The sequence below is a fragment of the Bacteroides faecium genome (genome assembly GCF_012113595.1).
GTDB classification, from domain to species: domain Bacteria; phylum Bacteroidota; class Bacteroidia; order Bacteroidales; family Bacteroidaceae; genus Bacteroides; species Bacteroides faecium.
Genome location: NZ_CP050831.1, coordinates 3898356 through 3911515 on the forward strand (window position 1 = coordinate 3898356; position 13160 = coordinate 3911515).

Annotated in this window: 9 protein-coding genes; all 9 read left to right on the forward strand. The window is 40.4% G+C overall.

The window, feature by feature from the left end; all coding sequences use genetic code 11:
- The 9 genes from BacF7301_RS14190 to BacF7301_RS14230 all read left to right on the forward strand — a co-directional run bounded on the left by BacF7301_RS14190 (window position 1) and on the right by BacF7301_RS14230 (window position 13125).
- The gene (locus BacF7301_RS14190; RefSeq protein ID WP_167963754.1) at window positions 1-1590 is read left to right on the forward strand and encodes a RagB/SusD family nutrient uptake outer membrane protein; all 1590 of its coding nucleotides are present in this window, start codon (window positions 1-3) and stop codon (window positions 1588-1590) included.
- A 21-nt stretch (window positions 1591-1611) separates the two neighbouring features.
- Window positions 1612-2577 (forward strand): glycoside hydrolase family 18, encoded by a 966-nt coding sequence (locus BacF7301_RS14195; protein WP_167963756.1) that lies wholly within the window; start codon window positions 1612-1614, stop codon window positions 2575-2577.
- Window positions 2578-2601: 24 nt separating this feature from the next.
- Window positions 2602-3723, forward strand: a complete 1122-nt coding sequence (locus BacF7301_RS14200) for a DUF1735 and LamG domain-containing protein (RefSeq protein ID WP_167963758.1) — start codon at window positions 2602-2604, stop codon at window positions 3721-3723.
- A 407-nt stretch (window positions 3724-4130) separates the two neighbouring features.
- Window positions 4131-4670 (forward strand): RNA polymerase sigma-70 factor, encoded by a 540-nt coding sequence (locus tag BacF7301_RS14205; protein WP_167963760.1) that lies wholly within the window; start codon window positions 4131-4133, stop codon window positions 4668-4670.
- A 45-nt stretch (window positions 4671-4715) separates the two neighbouring features.
- The gene (locus BacF7301_RS14210; protein WP_167963761.1) at window positions 4716-5705 is read left to right on the forward strand and encodes a FecR family protein; all 990 of its coding nucleotides are present in this window, start codon (window positions 4716-4718) and stop codon (window positions 5703-5705) included.
- A gap of 233 nt (window positions 5706-5938) precedes the next feature.
- A complete protein-coding gene (locus BacF7301_RS14215) occupies window positions 5939-9184 on the forward strand; it encodes a SusC/RagA family TonB-linked outer membrane protein (protein ID WP_167963762.1) in 3246 nt (1081 codons plus the stop codon).
- 14 nt (window positions 9185-9198) lie between these two features.
- On the forward strand, window positions 9199-10782 hold the full coding sequence (locus tag BacF7301_RS14220) for a SusD/RagB family nutrient-binding outer membrane lipoprotein (RefSeq protein ID WP_167963763.1): 1584 nt from the start codon (window positions 9199-9201) through the stop codon (window positions 10780-10782).
- Window positions 10783-10801: 19 nt separating this feature from the next.
- The gene (locus BacF7301_RS14225; protein ID WP_167963764.1) at window positions 10802-11944 is read left to right on the forward strand and encodes a glycoside hydrolase family 18; all 1143 of its coding nucleotides are present in this window, start codon (window positions 10802-10804) and stop codon (window positions 11942-11944) included.
- A 38-nt stretch (window positions 11945-11982) separates the two neighbouring features.
- On the forward strand, window positions 11983-13125 hold the full coding sequence (locus tag BacF7301_RS14230; protein WP_167963765.1) for a DUF1735 and LamG domain-containing protein: 1143 nt from the start codon (window positions 11983-11985) through the stop codon (window positions 13123-13125).
- The last annotated feature ends 35 nt before the right edge of the window (window positions 13126-13160 follow it).

Below are 13160 nucleotides of genomic sequence, written 5' to 3' on the forward strand. Positions count from 1 at the left end.
ATGAAAAATAGATTAAATTGGAAATATGCGATTGGTGCATTGTGTTTTTTGTCTATGATGTACTCATGTACCAGCAATTTTGATGAATATAATACAAATCAGTATGAGGCCACTGACGAGATGTTGGCCGGACTGATTAAGATCGGAGCTTTCTTTCCAACTATGCAGGCTGATGTGGTGCCTACCAGTGATGTAGATGCCAATGAATTTCAGCGTGCACAGAATTTGGCGGGAGATATCCATTCCGGATATATGGCAGCTATTGGTACTTGGAATTACGGGAATAATGCATCGCAGTATAATCTGGCGTATGACCGTTGGAATGATGTGGCTTTTTCTGTAGCTTTCAGGAAGGTGATGCCGGCATGGAAAGAAGTGAAGGACAAAAGCCGTGAAGAATATCCCGAGGTTTTTGCAGTTGCAGAAATCATAAAAGTTGAAGCTATGCATCGCATTACAGATATTTACGGTCCTTTGCCATATTTGAAATTCGGACATGGAGAGATTACCACTCCTTATGATTCTCAGGAAGTGATTTATAAATCTTTCTTCGACGATTTGGACAAGGCGATAACTACGTTGAAGAATTACGTGGCGAATTATCCTTCTTCAAAACCACTGAAAAAATATGACATGATTTATGGCGGTGATTTTGCTAAATGGATTACGTTTGCCAATTCTTTGAAATTGCGTTTGGCTATGCGTTTGGTGTATGTGGAACCGAAGCTGGCCCAGCAATATGCTGAAGAAGCTGTGAAATCGGGAGTTATGCAGACAAATGCAGAAAATGCTTTTTTAAAGTCCAATTTGGGGATTTCTGTATTTAACCCGTTGAAAATATGTTGGGATAGTTATAGCGATATACGAATGGGAGCACTCATGGAGAGTTTCCTGGTCGGATATAATGATACCCGTCTGCCTATGTATTTTCAGGAATCGGCATTAGGCGGTTATCATGGGGCAAGATTGGGAAATAGCATCTATAACAAAACTGCTTACGAAAAACTATCTTCTCCCAATGTGATGGAAAATACTCCGGTACAATGGATGGTTGCGGCAGAGATGTATTTCCTTCGTGCTGAAGGCGCTATCAGAGGTTGGGCGATGAACGGCGACGCAAAAAAACTGTATGAAGATGGTATACGTACTTCTTTCGAACAGTGGAAGGCCTCATTGGGTAGTTATCTGACGAATAGTACGGCTAAGCCGGCAGCCTTCGTTGCAAAAGCCGGTTCGGGCTCTGTCTCGGCTAGCAATTCATTATTGCCTACCATCACGGTTCCTTGGGTCGAGAATGATGATTTTGAAGTAAAGTTGGAGCGGATTCTGACGCAAAAGTGGTTGGCTATATATCCTGACGGACAGGAAGCATGGACTGAATTTCGCCGTACAGGATACCCCAAAGTTTTTCCGGTACTTACAAATAGAAATAGTAGCGTGATTGATACTGAATTACAGGTTCGCCGCTTGCCTTTCCCTCAATCAGAATATGATACGAATGAAGAAGAAGTAAGTAAAGCCATCCAACTTCTTGGAGGAAATGATAATGGTGGAACCAAATTATGGTGGGATAAGAAAGTAAGAAAATGATCTTTTTAATATAGAATAGTTATGAAAAAACTGTTGAAAAATATAGCTGTGGCTTTATTTGCTGTAGTATGCTTTACTGCTTGCGATACGGATATTGAACCACTACAACTTCAGAAGCCTGAGATAAAAACTGAAGAATATTATGCTAATTTGAGAGCTTATAAGAAGAGTGAACACCAACTGGCATTTGGCTGGTTTGGTGGTTGGACTGCTAAAGGAGCCGCTCTATCGAAATACTTGACTTCGGTACCGGATAGTGTCGACTTAATATCTATTTGGGGAGCTTGGTCTAACTTGAACCCCGAGCAGATTGCCGATTTAAGATATGTACAGGAAGTAAAAGGAACTAAAGTGATGTTTACCGTATTTGCTCATGAGATTCCCGAACCATTTGATGTTACAAAAGAAGGAATAGAGGCTTATGCCTCTGCCCTTTGTGATTCTGTTTCCAAGTATGGATATGATGGATTGGATTTGGACTATGAACCGGGATTTGGTGGAAAAGGTCCGTTGGTATCATGGGAGGGGCATATGGATAATATGGAAATTTTTGTAAGAAAGCTTAGTGAACGCTTAGGCCCGGCTTCCGGGACGGGTAAACTGCTGGCTATTGACGGAGTACCTTATCATCTGAATTTAGGTTTGGCGGAATTATTTGACTACGGCATTGTACAGGCATACTATTGCCATTCTTATACGGATTTGCAGGACAGATTTGACAATGCGGACAAGAATGGTTGGAAGCCGAAACAATATATTTTCACCGAAGACTTTGAGAAGAGCTGGAGAACCGGCGGTGAAACGGATTATAAAGATGAGGAGGGGAATGTTATGGCTTCACTGATCGGAATGGCACGTTTCCATCCTACTCAAGGGAAGAAAGGAGGATGTGGCTCTTATCATATGGAGTATGAGTATAATCATACGGACGAGGAATATAAGTTTCTCCGTCAGGCTATTCAGATTATGAATCCTGCGGCTCATTAATTTTTCAATGAAAGGAATAATATTATGAAAATGAAATTATTGATTATAGCAGCTATTGTCGCTTTGTTTACAGGTTGCAAGAATGAAGAAGATTTTCGAGATGTGATATATTTTACGGGAACCGAAACAACTCCTACGACTAAATATTCGATAGATGGTCCGTCGGATATTGGTATTAGCATTTCAGCTTCTTGTAAAGTGAAGAATGATGTGACGGCTCAAGTGCAAGTGAGGCCGGAACTAGTTGAGTCTTATAATAAGGAGTACGCCAAAAATTATAAGCCTCTACCCAAAGGGTGTTATCAATTATCTGCTACATCATTAGTGCTTGCAGAAGGTAAGTATGTTTCCAACCCATTGCGTCTGTCCATTACTTCTGTGGAGGATTTTGAAGAAGGTGTGACTTATTGTCTACCGATTTCTATTGTAAGCGTAGAAGGCGGGTTGCCGGTATTGGAAAGCTCAAGAACTGTATATGCTGTTATTAATCAGACTATCATTACTTATGCTACCGATTTTGGTGGAAGTGGATATTTTGCTGTACCATTTTCAGATGACGAGAGTCTGCAATCTGTACCTCAGGTTACTATGGAAGCCCGAGTCTATGTGAAAGAATTTAAGGGGAGTAATCCGTTTATTAGTTCTATTATGGGTATTGAAGAGAATTTCCTTTTGAGATTTGGTGATGTGAATATTGATAAGAACCAGATTCAGTTGGCAGGTGGAAAATTCCCTGTTACAGGTACTTTACAATTCGAAACGAATAAATGGTATCACGTGGCTGTAACCTATGATGGGGCACAGATCAAATTATATATCAATGGAGAGTTGAATGCTACGACTGATGCTCCTCGTGGTCCGATAGATTTGGCTGCTTCCAAGGGATTTTATGTTGGATACTCTGCAGGCGGTCGCCAATTGAAGGGTGCCGTCAGTGAGGTGCGTGTATGGACAAAAGCTCTAAGTGAGGCTGATATTGCTAATAATATCTGCTATGTAGATCCTACATCCGACGGTCTTCTCGCTTATTGGAGATGTAATGAGGGCACCGGAAAAGCAATAAAAGACTGGTCGGGCAATGGTTGGGACGTAACTGTTACCGGAAGCGTGTCGTGGACGGAAGGAGTACGTTGTCCTGATAATTAAGTATGTTATAAATAGAATGTATTGCTAATTAAAAAAAGGGGAATTGCCGTTGCCGGCAGTTTCCCTTTTTTAACCATGCAATAAGTGCTTATGCAGGTTTAACCCCTGTCTTGTTCGGACTGTAAATACTTGTAGATAAAGACGCCTATTATGTTGTAAGGATGGAAGCACAAACTTCCAAAAAATGAAACGAAAGGAGAATAACTTTAGAGCAAGTACATTTGATAGAACATATGTTTTGATAGGTTTATGGCTGTTTTAAGCCTGTTTTTGCGTATCCGGGATAGTATATACTATCCCGGATACGCAAAAACAAGATGTTTTTTTTATTGTCCCATTATTTGTTTTTTCCGTTTAAACAATCTACATTTGACTCCTATATAAATAATAATAACCTAAAATCTAAGATGAACTACCTGGACGAACAAGAAAGAAAAAAGAAATTCGAACGATTTTTTATTGTTACTTTCCCGAAAGTCAAGGCTTTTGCGTGGAAGATTCTAAAATCGGAAGATGATGCGGAAGACATCGCGCAGGATGTGTTTGTCAAATTATGGGATAATCCGGAGATTTGGGAAAAACAAGATACATGGAATAGTTATATTTATACGATGGTGCGTAATCACATCTATAATTTCATAAAACATAAATCTGTCGAGTTCAACTATCAGGAGCAATTGGCACAGGAAGATTCTCCATCTTTCGAGACAGATATTCATGACGAACTGTACGCAAAAGAAATCGAACTATTATTAAAATTGGCATTGGACAGCATGCCGGAACAGCGAAAAAAAGTTTTTATTATGAGTCGGAAGGAAGGACTGAGTAATCAGGAAATAGCTGATAATCTGCAACTTTCAGTCCGTACAGTGGAGCGCCATATCTATTTGGCACTGCAAGAACTAAAAAAAGTCATATTAATTGCATTTTTTTTGTATTTCGGTTGAGTAGTCTCTTTTAGCTAGTTGTCTATATTATATAAGCAATAAAAAATGAAGGATTATATTCAAAGAATTATTAGTGCATTTACAGCTTCCCGGCACAATGAGATACTGACCAAAGAAGTTCATCAATGGTTAGTGGATGAGAAGCATGCGGATGAAAAAGATGCTGCACTGCATACGTTATGGGAGGAAACAGAGGGAAAAATCAACACAGACACATGGAACTCCCTTTCTGAAGTATATGATAAAGTAGGTGTAAACGAACAAAAGAAAACGCGAGGGTTCCGAATACGGGTATGGCAATATACGGCTGCCGCGGTTGTGATTTTCGCAATCTCGATTTCCGGGACGTTCTTCTTGACAAAGAATAAATATTCGGAAGCAGCCATGGTAGAGAACTTTACTTCTGCCGGCAATATGAATGTAATTGAACTGCCCGATGGGAGTAAAGTACAGACAAACTCGGGGACTTTACTGCTCTACCCGGAAATATTCAAAGGAGATACACGTACCGTATATCTGATAGGGGAAGCAAATTTCCGGGTGATGAAGAATCCTGATAAACCCTTTATCGTGAAGTCGGGTATAGTATCTGTCACAGCTTTAGGTACAGAATTTAATGTGGCAGCATACCCGGAGACTAATGAGATAATAGCAACATTGCTGACTGGTAAAATAAAAGTAGACTGTAATGGGGGGAAGAATAGCTATATATTGAACCCCGGAGAACAGATTGTTTATCAGAATACTACATCCCAAAGCTATCTTGCCAATGCGAATATGGAGGATGTGACTGCCTGGCAGAAAGGATTGTTTGTATTTAGAGGAAAAACAATGAAAGAGATTCTGTTTACTTTAGAACGACGGTTTAATGTTACTTTCCAATGTAATATAAGTAGTTTCAGTAATGATAAATATAACTTCAGTTTCCGACAGAATGCCAGCATCGAAGAAATAATGAATGTTATGGGAGAGATAGTGGGAGGATTTAACTATAAAATAGAAGGAAATGTATGCTATATAAAAAATAAGAAATAATGAATTGAAATAATATATTGTTTAACCTTATAAACACTACCATCATGAAAAAAAGTATCCGGAAAAAGGATGCCGCCTGATTCCGGATATGAAATGTCTTTTTAGTATTAAAGCCAATAGCTTAATTTTTGACGAATATAATATTATGAGTTTAACACTAAAAACGCTACGAAGATATGAATTTATATCTATTAAAAGCTAAATGTATAACATTTTTTTGCTGTTTGTTATTCATGCAGACAGCTCTATTTGCCCAAGGCAATGTGAGGATAAACCTGAAAGGGAATGAAATTACATTACGGGAGGCTCTGACGGAGATTGAAAAACAATCTAAAATGTCCGTTGCTTACAATGAATCACAATTGGGAAGCAATAAACGTATCTCGCTGAATATCAATAATCAAACTTTAGAACAAGCTCTTGATGCTATCTTGAAAGGAACAGGATTTGGTTATAAACTGAAGGGTGGTTACATCATGATAACTCCTGTCAAACAAGACACTCCGGTGGCTAAGCAGATCAGAGGTAAAGTGGTTGACGAACAAGGCGAAGCGCTGATTGGGGTGAATGTTTCCGTTGACGGAACAGACGCAGGTACTATAACTAATATTGACGGGGAGTTTTCGATACAGGCATTTAAGAATGCTACTTTGAAGATTTCCTATATAGGTTATGCTACTCAGAGCATCAAAGTTCAGGATAGGGATATTTATAACATAACATTAATTCCCGATACGAAAGTTCTTGATGAAGTTGTTGTAACAGCATTGGGTATTAAACGTGCTGAAAAGGCTTTGAGTTACAATGTACAACAAGTGAAGAGCGATGAACTGACTACTGTGAAAAGCGCCAACTTTATGAACGCGCTTGTCGGAAAGGTAGCCGGAGCAACAATCAATACAAGTGCATCCGGTCCCGGTGGAGCCGTAAAGGTGGTTATGCGTGGTGCCAAGTCCATCTCTCAAAGTAACAATGCACTTTATGTGATTGATGGTATTCCTATGTATAATTCGAGTGTGAATAATGATGTCAGCGAAGGAGCGTTATCCGTACAACCGGGTAGTGAATCTGCGGCAGACATTAATCCGGATGACATCGAAAGTATGACTTTGCTGACCGGTCCGTCGGCGGCTGCCCTTTACGGATATGAAGGAGCCAATGGAGTTGTGCTGATCACTACGAAGAAAGGGCGTGCGGATAAGACCGTGCTTACTTTTAGTAATAATACCACATTCAGTAGTCCGCTCATGATGCCTAAATTCCAGAATACATATGGAAATGTGACAGGTGAAACAACAAGCTGGGGTGAAAAGACTGATTACCGATATGATCCCAAGAAGTTCTTCAACACTGGTAGTAATGTTTCTAATTCTGTTTCACTGGCCACGGGAAATGACAAGAGTCAGACCTATATTTCAGCATCAGTGAATAATTCAGCCGGTATTCTACCGAACAATAAGTATAACAGATATAACTTCCTGTTCCGTAATACAACCTCTTTTATAAACAATAAACTTGTTTTGGATGTCAGCGCAAATTATGTTATTCAGAATAGCAAGAACATGGTTTCCCAAGGACAATATTTCAATCCTCTTCCTGCTCTTTATCTGTTCCCTCGTGGAGAAGATTTTGGTGAAGTGAGAATCTATGAGCGTTATGATGAGTTGATGGGAGTGAACAATCAGTATTGGCCATACGGAGATCAGGGATTATCTATTCAGAATCCTTATTGGATTATGAACCGGATGGATAGCAAGTCTGAAAAAAGACGTTATAAATTGGCTGCCGGTTTGCAATATATTATTACGGATTGGTTGAATGTGCAGGGACGTGTCAATGTCGATAATTCAGATTATCGCAATACTGAAGAACGTTATGCAGGTACATTGGCTACGTTTGCCGGATCTAAAGGACGATACTCTCAGGGTACGCGCAGTGACAGGCAAATCTATGCAGATGTTCTGGCTAATATTAATAAAACATTCAATGACTTTTCACTGTCAGCCAACTTGGGAGCATCTATAAAGGATATACGGATGGAATCAAATTCGCTGATCGGTGACCTTAAAAACGCTACCAATTTCTTTACTGCTGAGAATATGGACCGTACAGGAAACTTCAAGATTGATGATGACGGACTGAAACGTCAGACACAGTCAATCTTTGCCAACGTGGAATTAGGGTATAGACATTTCTTATATCTTACTCTTACGGCGCGTAATGACTGGGATTCGGCATTGGCATTCTCTGAATCAGGAGATAAGTCCTTCATGTATCCTTCAGTGGGGCTTTCCGGTATAATCAGTGAAGTTGTCAAGTTACCGGATTGGTTTACATTCTTGAAAGCTCGTCTTTCTTTCACGTCGGTTGGTAGTTCGTATGCGCCCTATCTGACAAGAGAGTATTACGAATATAATGATCAGGCCAACCAGTATGAAGCGAAATCACTTTATCCGAATCGCTATCTGAAGCCGGAAATAACGAACTCGTTTGAAGCGGGACTTAATATGAAGTTCTTTAACGGCTCGCTTAATTTTGATGTTACCTATTATCAGTCGGACACCCGTCATCAGACGTTTGTTGCTTCTCTTCCTGCCGGTTCAGGTTATGAAGGAGTAAACATACAGGCTGGTAATGTACAGAATAAAGGTATTGAAATGGCTTTGGGCTATCAAAATGAATGGGCAGGTTTCTCCTGGGCATCAAACGTAACTTTTACCTATAACAAGAATAAGGTAAAGAAACTGGCGGACGGTGTTAGAAATACAGTGACCGGTGAATTGATCCAGATGCCTTATGTGGATAAAGCTACATTGGGAAGTACAGGTTCTCCTATTGTCAGGCTGACAGAAGGCGGTACGATGGGTGATATCTATGTAAACCGCGATTTTCAACGTGATGACAATGGATATGTTTACCTTAATCCTACCACATTCCTGCCATCAATGGTGAATACAGAATATAAAAAGGTAGGTTCCCTGCTTCCGAAAGTTAATATGGGATGGAGAAATTCATTCTCCTATAAAGGTGTCAGACTCAACGTTTTGTTGACCGGACGATTCGGAGGAAATGTTGTTTCGAATACGCAGGCTGTTCTTGACAGATACGGAGTTTCGGAATATAGTGCCAAGTTGCGTGAACAGGATAACATCACTATCAACCAAAAGAAGATATCGGCTCGTGATTATCTTAACATCGTGGCTGCCGGTACGGGACAAGGAGCCCATTATATCTATAAGGCAACCAATATCCGTCTTCAGGAAGTCAGTGTTGAATATACGATACCAAGAAAGAAACTGTACAATATTGCTGATGTAACGTTGGGAGTAGTTGGAAATAATTTAGGTATGATCTATTGTAAGGCTCCTTTCGATCCGGAATTAGTGGCTTCGGCAACGAATACTTACTATACCGGTGTGGATTACTTCATGCAACCGAGTTTAAGAAACATCGGCTTTAGTCTTAAATTACAATTCTAAACTGATATTAAATCATGAAACAATATAGATTTAAAACAACGATAATAGTAGCGATGAGTATCTGCTGTGCAGTACTATTCGCATCGTGTACGGGTAATTTTGAGGAGTTGAATACTCATCCGACTAACCCGGATCCTACAAAAGATATGACTGAAGCAGAAAGGGTAGGTACACTGATTCCCAGTATGCTTTATCTGATGCATAATTTTCAGGAGAATCAGAATCAGATGATTGAGCAAATGGTGGGTGGACAATACGGAGGATACTTTGCTACGACCAATAACTGGCAAGGTACTAATTTCGGCACTTTCAATCCGCCGGCCAACTGGGTGGAGTATCCTTTCAACACACTGTTTACTAAATTCTATTCCAACTATCTGACTATTAAAGATGTGACTGAAGGAAAAGGATATGTCTTTTCATGGGTTAATATCATTCGGGTAGCAGTAATGCTGCGTGTTGTGGATACTTATGGACCTATTCCATATTCAAAGATGGGTGGCGGACAGTTTGCTGTTGAATATGATAGCGTAGAAGATGTATATCATAAGATGATTGATGACCTGGATGAGAGCATTAATGCATTGACAGTCTTTTTGGAAGAAAATAAGGGAAAGAAAATTCCAATCGCAGAATTTGACCTGATTTACGACGGTGATTTTAGTAAATGGGTGCGGTTTGCCAATTCTTTGAAGTTTCGTATGGCAGTTCGTATAGCCAATGTGGATACGGATTATGCAAAAGAAGTGATGACAAAGGCGATTGCAGCCGGTGTTATTGAGTCTAATGGCGATAATGCTTTCTTGCCTACCTCTGATAATCCTTACTACAAGGCATCCAATGACTGGGGAGATCTTGCCATGAATGCCATGATGTCTGCTTACATGAATGGATATAACGATCCTCGTCGTTCTGTTTATATGCTCAAGACGGCGGATGATGTTTATCGTGGTGTTCGTATAGGTATTCCTAATATTAATAAAGGCATTTACGGAACAGCTCAATATTCGAAGCCGGCATTCAAAAAGGATTCTCCTTTATTGGTTTATTGTGCGGCAGAGACATTCTTCCTGAAGGCCGAAGCGGCATTACAAGGATGGATTCCCGGTGGAACAAGCCAAAGTAAAATCTATTATGAGCAAGGGATTACTACTTCAATGGAGCAACATGGTGTAGCGATAGGTACTTATTTGTCTGGTACTACATCTGCAACCAGGTATAACGATCCTAACGGAAACGTGAATGCCCCGAGTTTTAGCTCTATTACAGTATCCTGGGATAATGGCTCGGCTACCACAACTATGAAATTGGAAAAGATCATCACCCAGAAATGGCTTGCCAACTATCCATTGGGATTTGAAGCTTGGGCAGACCATCGTCGTACAGGATATCCGCAGATGATTACAGCTCAGAGTAATCTAAGTTCTGCCAATTCCATAGGTAGTATTACTAATTCCAAGACTCGCCTGGTACGTCGTTTGCCTTATCCTGTTTCTGAATACTCCGGCAATACACAGAATGTCGAGGCTGCTGTAGCCAACTTGTTGGGAGGAGCCGATACGGGAGCTACGGATCTTTGGTGGGCACGTAAGAATTAAATCTTAAAAATGTAATATTATGAAGATGAAATATTTAAATATATCGTTCTATATAACTTTCGCCTGCATGATTTTAGCGGGATGCAGCGATTGGGTAGAGATTGAACCTATAAAATTTGGAGAGTCGGATTTAAATGGGACTACGAAAACTGAAGCTGATTATGCAGCTTTACGCGAATGGAAAAGTACTCCGAATCTGCCTCAGATATTTGTTTGGTTCGACAACTGGACAGGAACTTCTCCCACGGGTGAGAATAGTCTGAGGGGTTTGCCGGATTCCGTAACGATAGCTTCCAACTGGGGAGGTCATCCAAAGTTCAACCTAAGTCCGGAACGTCGTGCAGATATGGAATATGTGCAAAAAGTAAAAGGTACGAAAGTGGTAGTTACCCTTTTCTCTGCACAGGTCGGAGATGATATGCCCGAACTGCCTATATATAATATTGGCAATAGCAGTGATGAAGCTGTGGTAAGACCGGCTATCCGCACTTATGCCGAAGCTATCTACGATCATGTGATAGAATCCGGATATGATGGCTACGACTGGGATTACGAACCGCAGGGCGGCGGTGGCTCCAGCAATTACCTGTGGACTAATAAAGTGCAAAGAAGAATTTTCGTAGAGGAACTTAGCTATTGGTTTGGTAAAGGTTCACAGCGGACAGACCGTGATGGACGTAAACCGGCTAAACCGGGATTATTATTCATCATCGATGGTGAAATTGGTGTCAGAGGTCGTATGGATAAAGACTGGGTTTCTTATTATGTAGATTATTTTGTTCTTCAGGCTTATGGAGTTACATCAGCCAGTAATTTGACTACCCGTCTGGAAGGAGTTTTCACTGATATGGAGAATTGGGTGAATGACGGCACCATTACGAAGGACGAGATTGTGAGAAGAACCATCTTTACCGAAAACTTTGAGTCGTATGCCGGTACAGGAGGTGGATTCCTGGGAATGTCCAAGTACGTTTATAATAAAAATGATATCAATGAGCAGATAGGCGGATGTGGACTTTATCGTTCAGGTTTTGATTATAATCAAGGGAAAGGTGATTATAATGGTTCTCCCGAATACTATTTCCTGCGCCAGGGAATAACTAATATGTATACCATATATAAAGAGAGACTGAATCCTGTAGAACCTGCACCGGAAGAGTGATGAACAAACCCGGATTGTTGAATTAAAAATAATAAATTATGAAAAGAATATATCAATCGAGCATCTTGACCGTACTATTTGCAATGATATTCTTTGGCTGTGATAACGCCGAGTATAGTACGAAAAGCAATAGCGTTTATATTGCTGATGCAGCTTCTTCATCCAAGTCTACTACGGTATTTATTGAGACGACGGGAGCTGATATAAACATCATTGTACGGCTTGCTAAAAAAATGGAACGTGATACGGAAGTGACACTAAAATTGAATCCTGCTTTGCTGGCAGAATATAATGAGCAGAACAGTACGGAATACGAACTTTTATCCAGCTATAAACTGCCTGAAAATGCGAAGGTTACTATTCCGGCAGGAGATATTAGCGCAGGATACAGAATCCACATTGATAACTTTGATACCCAGGGAAAAAACTATGCTTTTCCTATTGAATTGGGAGATGTAGTCACCGGAAATGTCGATATGTCGGTTACCCAGTCCAAATTTATATATTTACTGGCTAAACCGTTGATTGTATCCGTACCGGTAATGACAGGTACTCAAGGTAAGATAACTACTCTTCCTGAAGAAAAATGGGGAATCGGTGTTGCACAATGGAGTTTGGAATGTTGGGTTCGCATGTCGGCTTTCAGCAAAAACAATCAGGCTATCTTTAATCTTGGTAGTAGCGACCACGAAATCTATATCCGTTTTGGAGACGCCAATGGCCCATACAACTATCTTCAGGTTAAGACATTGGGTGGACAGGTGGAAACAGCACGTGATTTCGTACCTAATACCTGGTATCATCTGGCATTTGTTTATGATGGAACTACCTTTACTATTTACCGTAATGGTGAACCGGATGTTAAGTTCGATCCCCCTTCACCAAAGAATGGCGAAGTACGTATGGATCTTGTAGAAATGATATCCAGCGGCAGTTACTTCCCGGATAAGTGCGGCATGAGTCAGGTGCGTTTGTGGAAAGTTGCAAGAACCCCTAACCAAATCAAGAATAATCTATTTTTTGCCATTAGTCCGGACAATCCTGATTTGATTGCTTATTGGCCTATGGATGAAGGTACTGGACTTTCCTTTACTGACATAACAGGTAACGGGCATACTGCAACGGCTACTTCGGCAAGCGTTATAACAGAATGGGAACCCAATGTCAGATTTGATAAATAAACCTGGAATATAGATTTACTGCATTGACATTATAA